At 68.9% G+C, this 18,564-nt stretch carries 18 protein-coding genes; 16 read left to right on the forward strand and 2 right to left on the reverse strand.

The annotated features are described in order from the left end of the window. Nucleotides 1-25: 25 nt before the first annotated feature. From VF167_12880 to VF167_12895, 4 genes are all read left to right on the forward strand, one after another. On the forward strand, nucleotides 26-1,168 hold the full coding sequence (locus VF167_12880; GenBank protein ID HEX6926307.1) for an aminotransferase class I/II-fold pyridoxal phosphate-dependent enzyme: 1,143 nt from the start codon (nucleotides 26-28) through the stop codon (nucleotides 1,166-1,168). A gap of 82 nt (nucleotides 1,169-1,250) precedes the next feature. Then, nucleotides 1,251-2,192: a hypothetical protein gene (locus tag VF167_12885; GenBank protein HEX6926308.1), complete on the forward strand. Its 942-nt coding sequence runs from the start codon at nucleotides 1,251-1,253 to the stop codon at nucleotides 2,190-2,192. Between the two features lie 92 nt (nucleotides 2,193-2,284). Next, complete coding sequence (locus VF167_12890; protein ID HEX6926309.1) at nucleotides 2,285-3,160, forward strand: BON domain-containing protein; 876 nt, start codon at nucleotides 2,285-2,287, stop codon at nucleotides 3,158-3,160. Between the two features lie 111 nt (nucleotides 3,161-3,271). After that, nucleotides 3,272-3,724 (forward strand): GatB/YqeY domain-containing protein, encoded by a 453-nt coding sequence (locus VF167_12895; GenBank protein ID HEX6926310.1) that lies wholly within the window; start codon nucleotides 3,272-3,274, stop codon nucleotides 3,722-3,724. A gap of 16 nt (nucleotides 3,725-3,740) precedes the next feature. On the opposite strand, the gene VF167_12900 is transcribed toward VF167_12895, so the two are convergent. Continuing rightward, nucleotides 3,741-4,043 (reverse strand): hypothetical protein, encoded by a 303-nt coding sequence (locus tag VF167_12900; GenBank protein ID HEX6926311.1) that lies wholly within the window; start codon nucleotides 4,041-4,043, stop codon nucleotides 3,741-3,743. A gap of 70 nt (nucleotides 4,044-4,113) precedes the next feature. After that, a complete protein-coding gene (locus VF167_12905; protein HEX6926312.1) occupies nucleotides 4,114-4,797 on the reverse strand; it encodes a metal-dependent transcriptional regulator in 684 nt (227 codons plus the stop codon). Between the two features lie 228 nt (nucleotides 4,798-5,025). On the opposite strand from VF167_12905, the gene VF167_12910 reads away from it, so the two are divergent. The 12 genes from VF167_12910 to VF167_12965 form a co-directional block, all read left to right on the forward strand. After that, nucleotides 5,026-7,419: an endonuclease MutS2 gene (locus VF167_12910; GenBank protein ID HEX6926313.1), complete on the forward strand. Its 2,394-nt coding sequence runs from the start codon at nucleotides 5,026-5,028 to the stop codon at nucleotides 7,417-7,419. Beyond that, nucleotides 7,419-9,278: a DNA primase gene (gene dnaG / locus VF167_12915; GenBank protein HEX6926314.1), complete on the forward strand. Its 1,860-nt coding sequence runs from the start codon at nucleotides 7,419-7,421 to the stop codon at nucleotides 9,276-9,278. Before VF167_12910 ends, dnaG begins: the two co-directional genes overlap by 1 nt. 273 nt (nucleotides 9,279-9,551) lie before the next feature. Beyond that, a complete protein-coding gene (gene recJ, locus VF167_12920; GenBank protein ID HEX6926315.1) occupies nucleotides 9,552-11,297 on the forward strand; it encodes a single-stranded-DNA-specific exonuclease RecJ in 1,746 nt (581 codons plus the stop codon). Further along, nucleotides 11,294-11,821: a 16S rRNA (guanine(966)-N(2))-methyltransferase RsmD gene (gene rsmD / locus VF167_12925; GenBank protein ID HEX6926316.1), complete on the forward strand. Its 528-nt coding sequence runs from the start codon at nucleotides 11,294-11,296 to the stop codon at nucleotides 11,819-11,821. The genes recJ and rsmD overlap by 4 nt, the downstream gene beginning before the upstream one ends. Nucleotides 11,822-11,828: 7 nt before the next feature. Then, nucleotides 11,829-12,332, forward strand: coding sequence for a pantetheine-phosphate adenylyltransferase (gene coaD / locus VF167_12930; GenBank protein ID HEX6926317.1), 504 nt, complete (start codon nucleotides 11,829-11,831; stop codon nucleotides 12,330-12,332). Then, complete coding sequence (gene pta, locus VF167_12935) at nucleotides 12,329-13,324, forward strand: phosphate acetyltransferase (protein ID HEX6926318.1); 996 nt, start codon at nucleotides 12,329-12,331, stop codon at nucleotides 13,322-13,324. Before coaD ends, pta begins: the two co-directional genes overlap by 4 nt. A gap of 272 nt (nucleotides 13,325-13,596) precedes the next feature. Then, nucleotides 13,597-13,929, forward strand: coding sequence for an STAS domain-containing protein (locus tag VF167_12940; protein ID HEX6926319.1), 333 nt, complete (start codon nucleotides 13,597-13,599; stop codon nucleotides 13,927-13,929). A 46-nt stretch (nucleotides 13,930-13,975) separates the two neighbouring features. Further along, nucleotides 13,976-14,455, forward strand: a complete 480-nt coding sequence (locus tag VF167_12945; protein ID HEX6926320.1) for an ATP-binding protein — start codon at nucleotides 13,976-13,978, stop codon at nucleotides 14,453-14,455. Nucleotides 14,456-14,535: 80 nt separating this feature from the next. Beyond that, entirely contained in the window at nucleotides 14,536-16,110 is a 1,575-nt protein-coding gene (locus VF167_12950) for a SpoIIE family protein phosphatase (GenBank protein HEX6926321.1), read from the forward strand. Between the two features lie 4 nt (nucleotides 16,111-16,114). After that, entirely contained in the window at nucleotides 16,115-16,948 is an 834-nt protein-coding gene (gene rsmA, locus VF167_12955) for a 16S rRNA (adenine(1518)-N(6)/adenine(1519)-N(6))-dimethyltransferase RsmA (protein ID HEX6926322.1), read from the forward strand. A gap of 81 nt (nucleotides 16,949-17,029) precedes the next feature. Continuing rightward, on the forward strand, nucleotides 17,030-17,698 hold the full coding sequence (locus VF167_12960; protein ID HEX6926323.1) for a redox-sensing transcriptional repressor Rex: 669 nt from the start codon (nucleotides 17,030-17,032) through the stop codon (nucleotides 17,696-17,698). A 170-nt stretch (nucleotides 17,699-17,868) separates the two neighbouring features. After that, nucleotides 17,869-18,564 (forward strand): arginine deiminase family protein (locus VF167_12965; protein HEX6926324.1); only part of this gene is annotated, 696 nt, incomplete at its 3' end.

Genomic DNA, 18,564 nt, shown 5'->3' on the forward strand with positions numbered 1-18,564 from the left:
ATTCGAGCGTCTTCCGCCGTACCCGATGGCCGATCTCCCCGCGATCAAGCGGGAGATGCGAGCCCGCGGCGCGGACCTGATCGATCTGGGTGTGGGAGACGCCGACCTTCCGCCTCCGCCGGCCGCAGTCGAGGCGCTGCAGCGCGCGGTGGAGGACCCCGCCAACTCGCGGTATTCCTTTCAGCTCGGACTGACCGCATTCCGGGAGGAGATCACCGCGTTCATGCGGTCGCGCTTCGGGGTCGAGATCGATCCCGTCCGCGAGCTGGTCCCCCTCATTGGATCGAAAGAGGGGATCTTTCACCTCCCCTTTGCGCTCCTGGACGCTGGTGACGTGGCGATCATCCCCGACCCGGGGTACCAGGCGTACGTCGGGGGCACCGTGCTCGCCGGTGGGGTGCCGCACCTCGTGCCCCTGCGGCCGGAGCACGGGTTCCTGATTCCGCTCGAGGAGATTCCGTCGGAGATCGCGCGCCGGGCGAAGCTCCTCTACCTGAACTATCCGAACAACCCGACTACGGCGATCGCCCCGCGCGAGTACCTGCACGACGTCGTCGCCTTCTGCCACGAACACGACATCCTGCTGGCGTACGACAACGCCTACTCGGAGGTCGCCTTCGACGGGTACGTGCCGCCGTCGATCCTGGAGGTGGAGGGGGCCCGCGAGATTGCGGTCGAATTCCACTCGCTGTCCAAGACCTACAACATGACAGGTTGGCGGGTGGGATGGGCGGCGGGCGCGGAGCGATGGATCGCCGCGTTGACGCGCATCAAGACCTACGCCGATACAGGGCTGCCGTACACGATACAGCACGCGGCGGTGGCAGCTCTGAAGTCGCGAGCCGCGTGGCTACCCGGGAACCTCGAGGTCTTTCGGCGGCGGCGGGACGTGGCGGTCGAGGCGCTGCGGCGAGCCGGCCTGGACATCGAGGTACCCGTCGCCACCATGTACCTCTGGGTTGCCGTCCCCGGCGGGGAACCGTCCGGAGATTTCGCCCGACGACTCCTTCGCGAGGAGGCGGTCGCCGTGCTTCCCGGTGCGGCCCTGGGCCAGGGGGGTGAGGGCTTCTTCCGCATCGCTCTCACCCTCAGCGAGGAACGCTTACGCGAGGCAGTGGAACGCATCTCGCGCGCTCTCGCCACTGGCGGCGCTTCGCATCGTCCATAGCGTCGTCGGATCGCTGTCGCAGCGTCCGACAGCGGTCCTGTGGTCACGGAACCCCGGTATCCTGGTCGAGTAGAACCGTGGTATGACCCCCATCGGCCTGGCACCGCCCCCCCACGACATCGAGCAGGACGACTCCGCCCGAGTGGAGCCGGGCATGCCAGTATGGTCGGCCGTCCGCCGGGCTTCTCGCGACAGCTTTCGCCCGGAGCTCGCCGCGGGGCTGTGGATCTCGTTAGCGGTCCACTTCTTCGCGCTGATCGCTCTGCTGCTGTTCTCGTGGTTCGGCCCGCGGCCGACGCCCGTCCGCGCGCCGGCGGAGGAGACCATCCAGTTCATCGATCTGATCCCGCCCTCGGAGTTCCCCCAGGCGCCGGAGGAGCAAGCTACGGAGACGGGGCAGACGACCGAGCCGGAGGAAGAGGCCGAAATTGGAGCGGTCTCGTTCCCCGCTGCGCCTACCGGCGACGGGGCACCGGCCCCCGGGACCGGCGCGGAGGGTGCGCCCGAGACCGGCGAAGAGGGTGGAATTCCCGTCGCTCCGGGCGGTGCGCCGGGGGCAACCGGCCGTGGCAGCGTGGCGGAACGGCTGCGTCCCGGCTTCAGTGACGCCCGCCTGTACGCCGATCCCGAGCTGGCGCGGCTCCGCGAGGCAGGGCCGTCGAAGGCACAGCAGTACCAGGAGCACCTCCAGCGGCGCATCGAGGCGCTGAACGACAGCCTCTACGGTCGCAGCGGTCCGAAGACCGACTGGACGGTAAAGGATGGCTCCGGTAAGCGTTGGGGCGTGTCGGAGGAAGGCATTCACCTCGGGCCGATTACCATTCCTCGCGCGCTGGTGCCCGTACCGTCCGCCACCGGCACGAACCAGGACATCGAGCAGGCGCGGGAGGAGCGGCGTCAGAAGGAGGAAATCGACCGCCAGGAGGCCGAGCGGGAGCGGCGCAGGGCGCTGGAAGAGCACAACGCCGCGATCGGTGAAAACGCCGGGGGCGACGGTCCGGGAGACACCGAAACCGACGACTGACAAGGCCGACCCTGGAACGCGAATTGCACCCTCGACAGCCGGAGAATGGGTTGTCGGGGGTGTCTTTTTTACCAGCGTCGCCAGAGGACCAGATGCGGTTGTTTCATGAGCCCGAGCCGGACTATGGACGCGACGCGTTGACCTTCGCGCTGGGTGCAGCCGGGGGGCTCGCGCTCGGCCTCCTGCTCGTGCGCAGTCTTCCGACTCCGCAGCGGTCCGGCGACATCGGACGGGGTCTCCGGGAGAGAGCGCGGGCGGTGGCGGGCCGGTTTCGCCCTGCCCGTTTGCGGCGGCGCGGCCCGGAGCAGCGCGAGCTGGCCGCCCTGGAGGATCGGGTTCTCGAGGCCTTTTTCGCCGACCCGGTCCTGAGCGAGCGCGGGATCGACGTGGGGGCAATCAGCCCGGGGATCGTGGAGCTCTCGGGCTCCGTGTGGACGGAGGAGGAGGCAGAGGCCGCGGTGCGCCTGGCCAGCCGGGTCTCCGGGGTGCGGACGGTAGTCAACCGCATGGACGTCGAGGAAGAGGAGGAGAGGCGGCGCAGGCGAGTCGAGGACGATTCACAGACCTCCATTCAGCACGGCATCGCGCGGGTCGGAGGTATGGGGGTTCGGCGACAGGGTCTGGAAACCGAACCGGCTCGTCCCGATGAATCCCGCGACATCGCGCTGAACGCGCTCAACCGCGCCGACCGCGAGCAGCGCGAGGACGAGGATCTGACATCTTCCGCAACGGGCGAGGGGGACCAGCCCTGGCGGCAACGCTTCGCTGAAGACGAGGTCGCCCCCCAGGATCCGCATGGCAAGCACGCGCCGGTGACGCTGGATGCGCCACAGCAGGCTCTGAATTCGAGCTCGCGGGTGGGCGAGGCGCCCAAGCCGGGGGAGCACCTGGCGCTCGAGCAGGCGGACGTACCTGCCAAGCCGCACGGACGAAATTCGGTGTCCGAGGGGAACGAGCCCGCGGAGTAGGTGGTATCGATCCACCGGTGAGCGAAGCGCGCGGCGGTTGCTTCCGCCGCGCGCTTCGTGATTGCGGGAGGACCAGGATCCCTGGGGGGATCCTTTCCATCACGGGCCGACATGGCGAACGAGTCACTGAAAGAGCGCCTCCGCGAGGACCTCAACGCCTCGCGTCGAGCGCGCGAGAAGCTACGCACGCTGGTACTGACCACCTTCCTCTCCGAAATCCGCAACCGCGAGATCGAGCTGGGGAAGGAGGCGGACGATGCCGAGGTCGAACGTCTGCTCGCGTCCGCCATCAAGCGGAGGCGCGAGGCCGCGGAGCAGATGCGACAGGGGGGAAGGGAGGAGCTGGCAGCGCGCGAGGAGGAGGAGGCGGAGATTCTGCGCGCATACCTTCCTCCGCAACTCGACGAGGCCGAGGTGCGCGGCTACGTGCGCGAAGCGATTGCCGCCGGCGCGGCCGACCTCGGCTCTGTGATGAAGTCGGTGATGCCGCGCGTGAAGGGACGCTTCGAGGGGAAGGAGCTGAACCGCATCGCGAGAGAGGAGCTGGGAACGACGGCCGACTGACGTCGGCCGTCAGCTCTCACAAGCGCGAATCCAGCGCATCGAGGACCAGCTCGCGGGCCTGGTGACGCTGCTCGTACCAGCGGGTGCGGAGCAGCGTCTCCCGGTCGAGGTCGGCGTCCTCTAGCCAGTCGAGAAGGGTTTCCTGGTCCATCCCGTCGTAGCCCAGCACCGGCTCTTCCTCGAGATCCTCCTCTTCAGGAGCTTCAAAAGGGCGTGGGAAGCCAGCGGGCATCAACCATCCCCCCCGTGCCGAATCCCTGAACGCGATGAGGATGACCCCCACCGCGGCCCCCGCGAGTAACGCTTTCCAGACGCTCATCGTTGTTCCATTCGAGGTGCACACGCCCGCCTTCGGCCAGGCGCAAGAGGTCTGCCAATCGGTGTTCGCTTCAGTTGGCGTCCGATCCGGACGCTCCCGGCTCTTCGCTGGCGACCGAGAGCTGGCGCGCGAGCATGCGTGAGAGCACACGCGGAGCTCCGTTCACCTGCAGGGAGATGGGGCCGTCGAAAGGCGCAGCTTCGATGACCTGCACCCGCGCCCCCGGGTAGAGGTCGAGCGAGCCGAGGTAGCGAAGCTGCTCCGGCTCATGGACGCGGACCTCGACGATGCGCACCGTATCCCCGGCGGCCAGGTCCGCGAGGGTGGGGTATTCGTCCTGGGCGAGCTCTCCCTGGGCCGTAGGGATGGCCGAGCCGTGAGGGTCACGTTCCGGCTCGCCCAGCAACCGGGCCAGGCGCTCGATCAGCTCATCGCTGGCAGCGTGCTCGAGGCGCTCCGCCTCGTCGTGCACGCGGTCCCACTCGTAGCCGAGCTTTTCCGTCAAGAACAGCTCCAGCACCCGGTGCCGGCGGATGATTCGCAGGCTCGCCAGCTCGCCTGCGGGTGTCAGCCGCACGCCGTAATATGGCTCGTGGCGGAGCAAGCCGTTTTCCGCCAACCGCTTCACCATGGCGGTGACGGCCGCCGCGGAGAGCCCGAGGCGCTCGGCGATCCGCGAAGTGGAGACCGGAGCTTCGGTCTGCTGCAGCGTCCAGATCGCCTTGAGATAGTCCTCGACGACGGGTGTGTACATCCGCTGGAGCCAGGGTTCTTCGGATATCTCGTTGTTGGAAGGCTGCGCTTCCGTCCTTTCGCCGTCAAGGGGAGAAGCCGGCGTGCCGGGGTAGTATGCCGGGGTAGTATATTGACTGCCGAACCCGGGCGGAGGATTCGCACGCTCGCGTATCCGAACATGTCGGCACGGCCATCGCCGACAGCGGGCAGGGGCGGCAGAGTCCGCGTGGCCAATCAGCAGGTGGGAATGAACTCGCACGCACTGGAAGTACTGGGATACCGGGAAGCGCTGTCGATCGTCGGGCGGATGGCCTCCTCCGCTCTCGGCCGCGCCGCCGTGGAGGGGCTGTCTCCCTCGACCGATCCCGGGTGGATCGCCGACGAGTTGGCTTTGGTGACCGAGATGTCGGGGCTGCTCCGGCGCGACGATGGCTGGGGCCTTCCCGCCATCCCCGACCTGCACGACGCGATCCGTCGCCTGCGTGTGGATGGCTCGGTGCTGGAGGGCGAGGAGCTCCGCGCGGCCTCCGTTCTTCTCTCTTCCAGCCACACCGTTCGCCGGAGCCTGCTGGGGCAACGCGAGCAGCTCCCCCGTCTGGCGGCCGAGGCGGAGCCGCTGGCCGACCTTCCCTCGGTGGTCGCCGCAATCGATCGGGCGATCGACGAGAACGGCGAAGTCAAGGACGACGCCTCTCCCGAGCTGGCACGGCTGCGCCGCGCGATCGGGGGTGCCCGCGCTCGCATCGTGGCGCGGCTGAACGCCTATGTCGCCTCGCTGCCGGAGGCGTACCGGGTCCCGGATACCGCGGTGACGATTCGTGAGGGGCGCTACGTGATCGCCATCCGGCGCGAGGGGCGTGCGGAGGTGGGCGGCATCGTACACGACGAATCGGGTACCGGGGCGACCCTCTTCGTCGAGCCGCCGGCGGCGATCGAGATGATGAACGAGCTCCGCGAGATGGAGGCCGAGGCGGCCCGGGAGGTCCGCCGCATCCTGCGCGAGCTCACGGCGTCGCTGCGTCCACACCAGGAGGCGTTGAGTGCGAGCCTGAGCGCGCTCGTGCGCCTCGATACGGTGCTGGCGAGGGCCCGCTACGCCGCCAGCGTCGTCGGTGTCGCTCCGCAGATGGAGGCGGACCGGCCGGCGCCGTACGAAGTGGTGAACGGGCGGCATCCCCTTCTGCTTGCCCGCTCCAGCGAGGTAGTCCCCTTCGACCTGCGCATGGATCCCTCCGAGCGGACGCTGGTCATATCGGGGCCGAACACCGGCGGTAAGACCGTTCTGTTGAAGGCGATCGGCCTTATCTCACTGCTGGCGCAGAGCGGCGTGATCCCGCCGGTATCCGCCGGTACGCGCCTGCCGATCTTCCGCTCGGTCTACGCCGACATCGGCGACGAGCAATCCATCGAGGCCTCGCTCTCGACCTTCTCCGCACATCTCAAGAACCTGCGTGAGACCATTCAGGACGCCGACGCGGATTCGCTGGTCCTGATCGACGAGATCGGGAGCGGCACTGACCCCGTCGAAGGCGCGGCGCTGGCCCGCGCGATTCTGCAGACGCTCACCCGCAGGGGGGCCTTCACGGTGGCGACCACGCACCTGGGCGACCTGAAGCTGATCGCCACCGAGGACGAGCGTGTGGTGAACGCCTCGCTGCAATTCGACGCCGAGCGCCTGGAGCCGACCTATCGCCTGCTCAAGGGGGTCCCGGGGCGATCCTACGGCCTGGCGATCGCGCGCAGACTCGGCATGCCCGCGCAGATCCTGGAGGAGGCAGAGGCGGCGCTTCCCCGGGGTGAGCGCGACGTCGCCCGCCTGCTGCTGGAGCTCGAAGCCAAGGAACAGAGGGCGGAAGAAGCCGCGGCGCGGCTGGAGCGGGAGCTGGCGGAGGTGCGCGCGCGCGGCGAGGCGCTGGAGCAACGCGAGCGCCAGCTGCGCGAGAGGGAGAAGGACGCCGAGCGGAGAGCCCGGCAGCAGGCGCGCGATCTCCTGTTGCACGCCCGGCGCGAGGTGGAGCAGGCAATCGCCGAGGTGCGTGCCGCCGCGGACGAGGCGAAGCTGGAGGAGGCGGCGCGTGCCGCGCGTCGCCGGGTGGAGGAGGCCGCCCGGGCGCAGAGGGAACGGGTGCCGCGGGAGCGACCGCGCAAGCGGGCGCCGGAGGCGGAGAGCACGGCCACCGGACCGCTCGAGATCGGACTGCGCGTCCGCATCCTCTCACTGGGGAAGGTGGGCACCGTGGTGGAGCTGCGAGACGGCAAGGCGATGGTCGAGACCGGCGGGCTGCGCATGCTGCTCCCGCGCGAGGACCTGTCTCCGCTGCCGCCGGGGGATCAGCAGGTCGCCGAGAAGGCCCGTCGGAGCCCGGCCGGCGGGGGCTACATCGACATGACTAGCGAGGCGAGCGCGGAGGTGGACCTGCGTGGATTGCGGGTGGACGAGCTCGAGCTGGCCCTCGGCCGCGCGCTCGACGCCGCGCTGATGTCCGGCCTGCCTTCCTTCCGGGTGATCCACGGCAAGGGAATGGGGGCGCTGCGGGCGCGCGTGCAGGAGCTGCTCCGTGCCGATCCACGGGTCGTGCGCTTCCGGCCCGGGGATCGCTTCGAAGGAGGAACCGGGGTGACCGTGGCGGAGTTCGAGTGATGCCGATCTCCGACGCCCTCCTGGAAGAGGTCCGACAGCGTGCCGACCTGGTGGAGATCGTCAGCGAGCACACCACGCTGAAGCGCTCCGGACGGACCTTCCGCGGACCGTGCCCCCTCCACGGCGGAGAAGGGCCGAACTTCTCCGTCGATCCCAGTCGCAACGTCTTCAAGTGCTTCACCTGCGGCGAGAGCGGGGACGTCTTCTCGTTCCCCATGAAGATGCTCGGCCTGGGTTTCCTCGAAGCCGTGCGCTTCGTGGCGGAGCGCGCCGGCATCGAGATCCCCGAGGATGAACCTGGAGAGCCGCGGGAAGATCCGAACGCCCCCCTGTACGAGGCCAATGCGTTTGCGGCCGAGTGGTTCCAGCGGCAGCTGCGGGAACCGGCGGGAGAGCGGGCGCGGGCCTACCTGGAAGGCCGGGGGATCGACGAGGCGGCGGTAGAGCGCTTCGGCCTCGGATGGGCGCCCGAGAGCTGGAACGCGCTCAGCGAAGCCGCGCGTCGGCAAGGAATTGCGAGCGACGTGTTGCTGGCGGTGGGGCTCGCGAAGTCCCCCGCGAGCGGGCGCGATCCCTACGACGCCTTCCGCGGTCGGTTGATCTTCCCGATCGAAGACCTGGGCGGTCGGGTGGTGGGATTCGGGGGGAGGGTGATCGGGCAGGTGGAGGAGCACATTCCCAAGTACCTCAACTCCCCTGAATCTCCCATCTACCACAAGGGCGAGCTGCTGTACGGCCTGTCGTGGAGTCGGGGCGCGATCCGCCGCGCGGAGAACGCATTGGTGGTCGAAGGCTACATGGATTACGTGAGCCTGGCGGCCCGGGGCGTGGAGAACGTCGTGGCGCCACTGGGAACCGCGATGACCCCCCACCAGGCGCAGCTCCTGGCGCGGTACAGCAAACGGGTCACGCTCCTGTACGACAGCGACACCGCCGGCCTCAAGGCGACCTTCCGCGCGGGCGACGAGCTGCTGCGCGCGGGCGTGGAGGTCCTGGTCGCGACCCTTCCCGAGGGCGAAGACCCCGACTCGCTGGTCCGCGGCCAGGGCGTGAAGGCGCTGCAGGGCTACCTGCGCGACGCGGTCGACGTTCTCGAGCGCAAAATCCAGATCCTCGAGCGCCGCGACCTCTTTCGCTCCATCGCCGGGGTGCGGCGGGCGGTCGATGCGCTGCTTCCCACCGTCCGCGCGGCCGCCGACGAGGTGCTCCGGGGCGTCTACATCACCCGCATCGCCGAGCGTGCCGGGGTGCCCCGGGAGACGATCGAGCGGGAGGTGGCGCAGGCGGAGGAGCGCGAGGCAATTCGGGCGGAGACGCGCCGGAGGTATGAGCTCGCGCAGCAGCGCCGACGCGAGGACGTTCCGATCCGGCTTCCCGCTACGGACACTAACTCCGAGCGGATCGTCCTGCTGCTCCTGCTGCGGGACGAGAGCCTGCTGGAGCGCGCGGCGCGCGACCTGAGCCCCGAGGACTTCAGCGACCCTCGCTATCGGGAGATCTACAGCGAGCTCCTTCATCTGCCTCATCATCGCGATCCGGAGGGGAGCTGGATCGAGGCGTTGCCTCCCGAGCTGATCCCGCTGGTGGAGGAGCTACGGGGAGATCCCGAAGCCGCGTCGCTGACGCCGTCGGACGAATTCTATTCGGCCAGCATCCGCAAGATCCTGCTGCGATCGTACGAAAAGCGGCTGGCGGAGATCCAGAGGGAGGTCAGCATGGCCACGGGGGAGGACCAGATGCGCCTGCTGCTGGAGCAGATCGAGGTGCGGCAGAAGATCCGTGAGCAGGAGCTCACGGAGGCACGGAAGAGCGGTATGCTGCGGGCCGCGCTCCCGGAAGAGAGGACGGGTCGGGGATGACGGTCGAGCCGGGGCTGTGTGGAAGATGCGCGAACGTAAGGGTGGTGGAGACACGTACCGGGAGCCGGTTCTACCTGTGCGAGCTCTCCCGCACCCGGCCGGAGTTTCCGCGCTATCCCCGCCTGCCAGTTCTGAGCTGCCGCGGCTTCGTACCCGATGCCTCCGTTACCTCGTCCAACCCGGCACCGCCCTTCGCGTGACCGGGCGATCACCACTCCGGCCGCGCCGGCACGGCCGCTTGATCTTCCGCCGCCCCGGCTTAGCTTCCGCGCCATGCAGATTCACGTAGCCCGCCGCGTTTCGCGGCCGCTCGATCGACGCTGGGTGATCGCCCCGGCGCCCCCTCTCGAGGCGGTCGAATCGCTCTCCCGCAACCTGTCGTTGCCCCCGGTGCTCTGCCGCGTGCTGGCCGCGCGCGGCATCCACGACGTGGAAGCGGCGCGCGAATACCTCCGGCCGCGGCTACACCACATCCACGACCCCACGCTGCTGGCGGGCATGGGGGACGCGGTGGCGCGGCTGGCCCGCGCGGTACGGTCCGGCGAGACGATCCTCGTCCACGGCGACTACGACGTGGACGGAATCTGCGCGACGGCGGTGTACGTGCGCGCGCTGCGGATGATGGGCGGGCGGGCGGAGGCGTTCGTCCCGCACCGGCTCAACGACGGCTACGACCTGACCCACGCGGGGGTGGGCGCCGCGCAGGCGGTAGGGGCGGGGCTGATCCTTACCGGCGACTGCGGCATCGTGGCCCATCAGGCGATCGAGTTGGCGGCGCGCTCCGGGATCGACGTGGTGGTCACCGATCACCATACACCGGGCCCCACCCTGCCCGACGCGATCGCGGTGGTGAACCCGAACCGGCCGGATTGTAGCTATCCGGACAAGGGGCTCGCCGGCGCAGGGGTCGCCTACAAGGTCTGCTGCGCCCTGGCCGCGGAGCTGGGTTTTCCGGTGGAGCGGCTCGTCTGTTTCCTCGACCTCGTGGCCATCGCCACGATCGCGGATCTGGCGCCGCTCACTATGGAGAACCGGGCGCTTGTGCGCTGGGGGCTCAGCATCCTTCCCGACACGCCGAACCCTGGACTGCGGGCCCTCCTGGTCACCACCGGGCTCGCGGGACGGGGCCCGATCTCGGCCGGACAGGTGGGTTACGTGCTCGCGCCCCGCATCAACGCGGTCGGCCGGATGGGAGAAGCGCTGCGGGGTGTCCAGCTACTGCTGACCGACGATCCCCACGAGGCGCGCCGCATCGCGGCCACGCTGGAGGAGGAGAATCGGTGGCGGCGCGAAGTCGACGCCGAGACCCTGCGCGAGGCGATGGCGATGCTGGAGCGGGCGTACGACCCCGCGCGGGACCGGGGGCTGGTGCTCGCGTCGGAGCGCTGGCACCCGGGAGTGATCGGAATCGTGGCCTCGCGGGTGGTGGAGGAGGTGCACCGGCCCACGGTGCTGATCGCGCTCAACGGCGAGGAGGGAAGGGGAAGCGCGCGCTCCATCCCGGGGTTCCACCTCTACGAGGCGATGCGGGCCTGCGCGCACCACCTCACCCGCTTCGGTGGGCATCGCGCTGCCGCCGGCTGTTCGCTCACCCGCGATCGGGTGGATGCCTTCCGCGCCGCGTTCGATGCGGAGGCGCGGGCGCGTCTGAGCGAAGAGCAGCTCATCCCCGAGGTTCGTATCGATCTGGAGGTCTCCCTGGCCGAGATCGATCATGGTCTCTACCGGTTGCTGAAGCACGCGGCGCCCTTCGGAGTGGGTAACCCTACCCCGGTGTTCGCCGCCCGGGGCATCCGTCTGGCGGGCACGCCACGGGTGGTCGGCAGGCGGCACCTGCGCATGACGCTGGCGATGGACGGCGCACGCCTGGAGGCGATCGGTTACGGAATGGCGGAGCGGCTCGCCGAGGTGAACAACGCGGCTCGCCGGATCGACGTGGCGTTCAAGCTGGACGAGAACCACTGGAACGGTCGCACCGAGCTGCAGGCAAAGCTGCTCGACCTGCGGCCGGCGCAGTGAGGATCATTGCCGGGAGCTGGGGAGGGCGCATCATCGCGGCGCCACCGGGCCGCGATACCCGTCCCACCGCCGATCGAGTGCGCGAGGCCTGGATGAGCGCCGTCGCGCCGGAGCTTCCCGGTGCGTCGGTGCTCGATCTCTTCGCCGGCTCCGGGGCGCTGGGGCTGGAGGCGCTGTCGCGAGGGGCGCGCGAGGCCACCTTCGTCGAGCGGGCGCCCGCGGCACTGAAGGTGCTTCGGGCCAACATCGAAGCGCTCGGGGCGGGTCCGCGCGCGACGGTTCACGCGGTCGACGCACTCCGCTACCTCGACGGGCTCGGGGAGCTGGCCTTCGATCTCGCCTTCGCTGACCCGCCATACGGCCGGGGGCTGGCATCCGCGGTGGTCGAGCGATTCCGCGCCCGGCCCTTTGCCCGACTCCTGGTGGTGGAACATCGCCGCGACGACGATCTCCCGGAGGGAGCGGGCGACCGCGTGCGCAGCTACGGCGACACCCGGCTGACCTTCATCTCCGCCCCCGAATGAGCCGCGAATGAACGAACGCGCGCGAGTGGCCCTCTGCCCGGGCTCCTTCGATCCCCTGACGCTGGGTCACGAAGACATCGTACGCCGCGCGCTGCAACTGGCGGACGAGGTGATCGTGGCCGTCGGGCACCAGCCGAGCGAGACGAAGCGGCACCTCTTCGCGATCGAGGAGCGGCTCGAGCTGATCCGCGAGGTGTTCGCGAACGAGCCGCGCGTGATCCCCGCCGAGTTCCAGGGGCTGACCGTCGAGTTCGCTCGTCAGCGGGGCGCCAGCCTGATCGTGCGTGGTGTGCGTACAGCCGGGGATTTCGAGTACGAGGCCCGCATGGCGCGGATGAACCGCGCCCTTGCTCCCGGGATCGACACCGTCTACCTGGCCGCCGATCCCAGGCACGTGTTCCTTTCGGCGTCGCTGGTACGGGAGGTGTGGTCGCTGGGAGGAGACGTGGCGCCGTTCGTCTCGCCCCCCGTGCTTCGCGCGTTGGAGAGGCGGCGGGAGGGGAGCGGATGAGCTTCCTGGAGGGATTGCGGCGCCGGGCTCGGGAGCGGAAGCGTCGGCTGGTGTTTCCCGAAGGGCTGGATCCGCGAACCCAGGCCGCCGCGCGCCGGCTGGCGGAAGAGGGCTTGGCGGAGCCGATCCTCATCGTCCCGGCGGACCGGCGGAGCGAGCTCGAGGCCTCGCATCCGGGCATTCGCTGGTTCGATCCTGACGACGACGCGTGGCGGGGGAGGCTGGGCCAGATTCTGTGGGAGCGGCGTCGGGCGAAAGGGATGACCCAGGAGGACGCCCTGAAGCTCGCGGGCGAGCCACTGATGTGCGGCGCACTGCTGGTGGCGGCCGGGGAAGCGGACGGGTCCGTTGCGGGGGCGGTGAACGCGACGAGTGACGTGCTGCGCGCGGCTTTCTGGGCGATCGGGCCGGCGCCGGGGATCACCACCGTGTCCTCGGCCTTCTACATGGTCCTCCCGCCCCGCGGGGAGGAGCCCGCGCGGGTGCTCACCTTCACCGATGCCGCCGTGGTGCCGGAGCCGACGCCCTTGCAGCTTGCCGAGATCGCCCTGGCGGCCTCGGAGGCGAGACGGCGGGTAGTGGGGGACGAACCGCGGGTCGCCTTTCTCTCCTACTCCACCCACGGCAGCGCGCAGGGTCCGCTGGTCGACCGGGTGCGGGAGGCCGTAGCTCTGTTCCGCAAGCGGGCACCGCATATTCCCTCGGACGGCGAGTTGCAGGCGGATGCGGCGCTGGTGCCTGCCGTTGCCGAGCGAAAGGCACCGGGCTCACCCCTGGCGGGAACGGCGAACGTTCTGGTCTTCCCCAACCTCGATGCCGGCAACATTGGCTACAAGCTGGTGGAGCGCCTGGCCGGCGCGAGGGCGATCGGCCCGATCGTGCAAGGGCTTGCCCGTCCGTGCAACGACCTCTCCCGCGGAGCGGGTCCGGACGACATCGTGAACGTCGCCTGCATCACAGCGCTGATGGCGTCGGGAGGGGAGGGCGCGTGATCGATTACGCGGGCCATGGTCGTACCTGTCGGGCGTGAGGGGGAAGGGGGGCTGCCAGGACGCGTGGCGGGTGGGTTCCAGATGGGTTACATCAGGTGCGCGCGAGTGCGTCCCAGCACGCCCTGGCGCGCCGGATCCGGATAGACCAGAATCAAACTCCGCGCCTGCATTCGCCCCTCTGCGCGACTTCCGCAGGGGTATGGGGATTGGCACGTGCCTTGCCCTGGGTACCGCGCATTCTTGCGCCCCACCTTCAGTCAAGCGGAGGATTCATGAGCTTCCAGACGAGCAAGGAGAACGGTGTGGTGGTCGTCGATGTCGACGGGCAGCTCATCGTTGGTAACCGTCAGGAACTGAAGCAAAAGGTGCTCGAAGAGCTCGAGGCCGGTGAGCGCAAGTTTCTCATCGACTTCGCCAACACCGGTTACATCGATTCATCCGGGCTTGGCGTGCTGGTGAGCCTGTCGAAGAAGATCCGCGAGCAGAACGGCGAGCTGCGCCTTGCCAACCTGAACGAGGATCTCCGGACCCTGTTCGAGCTGACGAAGCTGGACACTCTCTTCAACATCGCGGACTCGCGCGAGGAGGCGCTCGCGGGGTTCTGAAGTCGTGCCCGCCCAGCCCAGTGGTACCGACTCCGAACCAAACTCCATGAACCGAGGTCTCCCGACGGAGGAGACGAGGCGGGGCAGCTCCGGAAGGACCGAGTTCGTCCTTCAGTTACCGAGCGATCTGCGGATGATCGAGGCTGCCGTATCCTACCTCGTCGGCCGCTGTCGTGCGCATGCGTTCCGCGGTTCCCGCCTCAGCCTCAACTTCCGCGTGGGGGTCACGGAGGCCCTCGCCAACGCCGTCCTCTACGGCAGCCGCGAGGACCCCGCGAAGTACGTGCGGGTGGAGGTGTGCATCGATAGTTCCCGCGTGGAGGTGTGCGTGCGGGATCCAGGCCCGGGGTTCGACCCGGATGCGGTCCCCGATCCCACCCTTCCCGAGAATCGCCAGCGGCCGGGCGGACGGGGGCTCTTCCTCATCCGGCAGCTGATGGACGAGGTCGAGTTCAGCGAGCGCGGCAACGCCATCCGGCTGGTCCTGCTGCGCGAGGCGCCCACCCGCCGCATGGTGCCGCGGTGACCCGGTCCCGTCGCGGCGCCCCCGGTGTGATCTCGCCGGAATGTCACGATCCTTCGGATCGATCCGGAGGCCCGAGTCGAATGGAATCCGCTTCCCGCCCCATGGTCCTGCCCGAGAGCGTCACGCACCTCCTGCGTGAGTTCCGGGATGCGTACGGCCTGGAGGCGGTCGTCTGGGTGAGAGCGGCGTCGGGGTGGCGGCGGGCGGACCACGGGACCGGATACCACGGGGCAGAGAAGGTGGTAGCCGATCTGTCGCCGGATGCCGCTCCCATCATCACCGACGTCGGGCCGGAGATGGCCGTTCAGGTCCTCGGCGGGGAGGATCCGCGGCGGCACGCCCGCTTCCTCTCCAGCGTGCTGGCCACCGCGATGGAGCACGAGCAGGAGTCTCGCTCCTTCGGGCAGGAGATCGGCTATCGCTACGAGGAGATCACCCTCCTCTATTCGATCAGCGAGATCCTGGGCTCGGTGATCTCTCTCGAGCAGGCGGCCAACACGATCCTCAAGGAGGTCGCCACCACCCTCAGCGTGAAGCAAGCGGCCCTCTGGCTCCACAACCCCGAGAGGCAGACGCTGGAGCTGGTGGCCTCCTACGGCGCCCCCGGGGCGACCGAGCCGATCGCGGTGGACGACCAGACCTCGATTGCGGCAGCCGTCTTCCGTGACCGCATACCCATCAACTTCGAACCGGAGGAGCAGGTCGCCGAGAAGAGGGCCGCTCCGGAAGCCGATCCCCACCGCTCGCTGCTCTCGGTGCCCGTGATCTACAATCCTCCGGAAGGCGAGGCACGGACGATCGGCGTGATCAACCTGATCGGGCACGGGCGAGGCCACCGCTTCCTGGCCGGCGACGAGAAGCTGATGATGGCGATCGCCAGCCAGATCGGCGCGGCGGTCGAGAACAGTCGCCTGGTAGAGGCGAGCCTGCAGCAGGAGCGGATGGAACGGGAGATGGAGCTCGCCCACGACCTCCAGCTCAAGCTCCTCCCGACTCTGGAGCAATTCGACGGTTACGCCGAGGTGGCCGCGCGCTGCGTTCCGGCCGAATCGGTGGGCGGAGACTTCTATCACCTGTTCCGCCTGCCGGGGTCGCGACTGGGGGTGATGATCGGCGACGTTTCCAGCCACGGCTTCGGGGCGGCGCTGATCATGGCCCTGTCGATGAGCGCTGTGGCCATCCACGCATCGGAAGGCGACTCGCCCGCCGAGGTCCTTCGCCGCACCCACCAGACGCTCATCGACGAGCTGGAGAGCACGGAGATGTTCCTGACGCTGTTCTACGGCGTCATCGACCCCGGTCGAGGTGAGCTCGCCTACGCCAATGCCGGGCACGCCCAGGCATTCGTCCTCGATAGCCAGGGCGGATCGAAGCGCCTCAACGCCACCAACCCGCCGCTGGGCATCGTGGACCTGGACGCCTACGGGGAGGAGACCACCGACTGGCGTCGGGGCGACGACCTGCTGCTCCTCTTCACGGACGGTCTCTCGGACGCGCTGGACCTGGGCGAGATCCGCGGCCAACAACGGGTGCTGGACGAGGTGATCGCGCACCGCCACCTGCCAGTTCAGAGCGTACTCGATCACCTCTTCGCGCTTCCGGTGGCGGATAACGTCCACGTGGACGACCGTACCGCCGTCCTGGTCCGCTTCTGACCCGATGCCCCCACCACCTCCGCGCGAGGGACGCCCGGCGCACCGGGCGAAGCGTTCGCTGGGCCAGAACTTCCTGATCGACCCCAACCTGCAGCGCCGGATCGTCGATGCCGTCCAGCCCGACGCCGAGGACGAGGTGATGGAAATCGGACCCGGCCAGGGCGCGCTTACCCGACACCTCGCGGGGCGGGTTCGTCGGCTGGTGCTGGTGGAGCTGGACCGTGACCTGGCGGCGCGCCTGCGCGAACAGTATGCGGGACGGCCGGATGTCGAGATGATCGAGGGCGACGTACTCGAGCTGAAGCTGGAGGACGTGACGACGGACGTCGCCGCCCTGAAGGTCATCGGTAATATCCCCTACAACATCACCACCCCGATCGTCTTCTCCCTGCTCGAGCGGCGTCCGCGGCCTCGCATGATCGTGCTGATGGTGCAGCGCGAGGTGGCAGAGCGAATGGCCGCGGCACCGGGTGGCAAGGACTATGGTGCCCTGGCGGTGGGCGTGCAGAGCGTCGCGACCGTGCAGCGGGTCCTCAGCGTCGGCCGCCGCGCCTTCCGGCCCGTGCCGGACGTCGATTCGGCGGTCGTGCGCATCGTCCCTCGTACGCCGCTCCCGCTGAGCGAGTCGGAGGAGATGGCACTGCGGGAGTTGACCCGACGTGCCTTCGGCCAGCGGCGCAAGCAGTTCCAGAAGATCTTGCGAGATAGCTACCGGCTGGATGCAAAGGACATCGAGGAGTTGGAGCGCAGCCTTGGATTCGATCTGCGGCAGCGGCCCGAGAGCTTCGCCCCCGGGGAGTTCGTCCGGCTCGCTCGCGCCCTTCCACCGCCGGTCTGATCCCCGGACTCGTTGACGATCGCCCCCGCGCCGACCTATTTTGTGAAACAATTCACAAATGAGTCGGGGGGCTCCAGTGGTATGAAGAAAAACCGAGCGGGCGGGGAGGCGAGGTCCAGGATCGCGGAGTCGACCGTCCGACGACTGTCACTCTACCTTCGCTTCCTCCAGGAGGCGCAGGCGGCGGGAGACACCACGATCTCGAGTGAGGAGCTCGCGGAGCGCGGAGGTACGACCTCCGCCCAGGTGAGGAAGGACCTCTCGTTCTTCGGCTCGTTCGGCAAGCGGGGATTGGGTTATTCCGTCCCGGAACTGCTTCGCGCGCTGGAGGAGATCCTCGGGCTGGATCGGACCTGGAACGTGGCCCTGGTCGGAGCGGGTAAGATCGGCTCCGCCCTCATCTCCTATCGCAACTTCCAACGCCGCGGCTTCCGCATCCGCGCGGTTTTCGACACGGATCCCGAGAAGATCGGCACGCGCTGGGGGTCACAGCCGATCCTCTCGGATGACGAGATGGAGGCCGTGCTGGCGCGGGAGTCGATCGAGATCGCGATCGTGGCCGTTCCGGCCGACGCCGCGCAGCCGGTGGTGGACCGGCTGGTCAATGCCGGCGTCCGCGCCATCCTCAACTTCGCCCCGGTCCGCCTGCGCGTTCCCGACGACGTGGCGCTGCGCAACGTGGACATGGTCGTGGAGATGGAGGGGCTGTCGTTCGCGCTGAACAGCTCGAAGCTCGGCGCCCGAAGTTAGCCGCCGGACGCCGCCCCTTTGGTCCGGCGCCGGCATTCTTTCTGCTGCGTCCGCTCCGCTGACGCGTCGGAAGCGTCGCGACTTCTGGCGCCGCCCTTCCGTTCCACGATTCCACGTTCCAACTTCTCGCCTTGGTCTCGGTTACTTCCGAAATCGGCCCTCTCCGCACGGTGATCTGCCATTCACCGGGGGCCGAGCTGCTTGCGGTCACCCCTTCCAACCGCGAGCGCTTCCTGTACGACGACATCGTCGATCTGGAGCAGGCACGCCGTGAGCACGAGCGCTTCCGCTCCATCCTCGGCCGCTTCGCCGAAGTGCTCGAGCTGAGCGACCTGCTCACGGAGATCGTGGACAACGAGGAGGTGCGCAGCTTCCTCGCGAATCGCGTCACCACCGTCTCCTCGTCCGCGCCGCTGGGACGGATGCTGCGGGAGATGCCCGGTCCGGAGCTGGTTTCGACCCTCATCACCGGACTCGAGGCGACGCAGGGGCCTGTTTCCCGACTGCTGAACAAGGTCGGTTACGAGCTCCCCCCGCTCCCCAACCTCTTCTTCACGCGCGATGCCGCCATCGTGGTGAACCGCAGCGTGATCATCGGGGCGATGAAGTACGCGGTGCGCTGGACCGAGGAGCTGCTGATGAAGGCCCTGTTCCGCTACCACCCGCGCCTCACCAACGAGGGGTTCATCTACGACGGCTCGGAGGAGAGTCGCAGCGACTACACGATCGAGGGGGGCGACGTATTGATCCTGCGGCCGGATCTCGCCATGATCGGCCTGTCGGAGCGATCCAGCCCGGCCGCGATCGAGTCGCTGGTGGAGGGGCTGCGGGACAAGGCGGGGATCGAAGACGTGCTCATCGTGGTA

The organism is Longimicrobiaceae bacterium (genome assembly GCA_036375715.1).
Classification (GTDB): Bacteria; Gemmatimonadota; Gemmatimonadetes; order Longimicrobiales; family Longimicrobiaceae; genus DASVBS01.

Coding starts and splice junctions, on each gene's coding strand:
- pta (HEX6926318.1), top strand. CDS start 12,329: ATGAGCTTCCTGGAGGGATTGCGGCGCCGGGCTCGGGAGCGGAAGCGT.
- VF167_12885 (HEX6926308.1), top strand. CDS start 1,251: ATGACCCCCATCGGCCTGGCACCGCCCCCCCACGACATCGAGCAGGAC.
- recJ (HEX6926315.1), top strand. CDS start 9,552: ATGCAGATTCACGTAGCCCGCCGCGTTTCGCGGCCGCTCGATCGACGC.
- VF167_12880 (HEX6926307.1), top strand. CDS start 26: ATGGCCGATCTCCCCGCGATCAAGCGGGAGATGCGAGCCCGCGGCGCG.
- VF167_12910 (HEX6926313.1), top strand. CDS start 5,026: ATGAACTCGCACGCACTGGAAGTACTGGGATACCGGGAAGCGCTGTCG.
- VF167_12895 (HEX6926310.1), top strand. CDS start 3,272: ATGGCGAACGAGTCACTGAAAGAGCGCCTCCGCGAGGACCTCAACGCC.
- VF167_12945 (HEX6926320.1), top strand. CDS start 13,976: ATGAACCGAGGTCTCCCGACGGAGGAGACGAGGCGGGGCAGCTCCGGA.
- rsmA (HEX6926322.1), top strand. CDS start 16,115: ATGCCCCCACCACCTCCGCGCGAGGGACGCCCGGCGCACCGGGCGAAG.
- VF167_12890 (HEX6926309.1), top strand. CDS start 2,285: ATGCGGTTGTTTCATGAGCCCGAGCCGGACTATGGACGCGACGCGTTG.
- VF167_12960 (HEX6926323.1), top strand. CDS start 17,030: ATGAAGAAAAACCGAGCGGGCGGGGAGGCGAGGTCCAGGATCGCGGAG.
- dnaG (HEX6926314.1), top strand. CDS start 7,419: ATGCCGATCTCCGACGCCCTCCTGGAAGAGGTCCGACAGCGTGCCGAC.
- VF167_12905 (HEX6926312.1), bottom strand. CDS start 4,797: ATGTACACACCCGTCGTCGAGGACTATCTCAAGGCGATCTGGACGCTG.
- VF167_12940 (HEX6926319.1), top strand. CDS start 13,597: ATGAGCTTCCAGACGAGCAAGGAGAACGGTGTGGTGGTCGTCGATGTC.
- VF167_12950 (HEX6926321.1), top strand. CDS start 14,536: ATGGAATCCGCTTCCCGCCCCATGGTCCTGCCCGAGAGCGTCACGCAC.
- coaD (HEX6926317.1), top strand. CDS start 11,829: ATGAACGAACGCGCGCGAGTGGCCCTCTGCCCGGGCTCCTTCGATCCC.
- VF167_12900 (HEX6926311.1), bottom strand. CDS start 4,043: ATGAGCGTCTGGAAAGCGTTACTCGCGGGGGCCGCGGTGGGGGTCATC.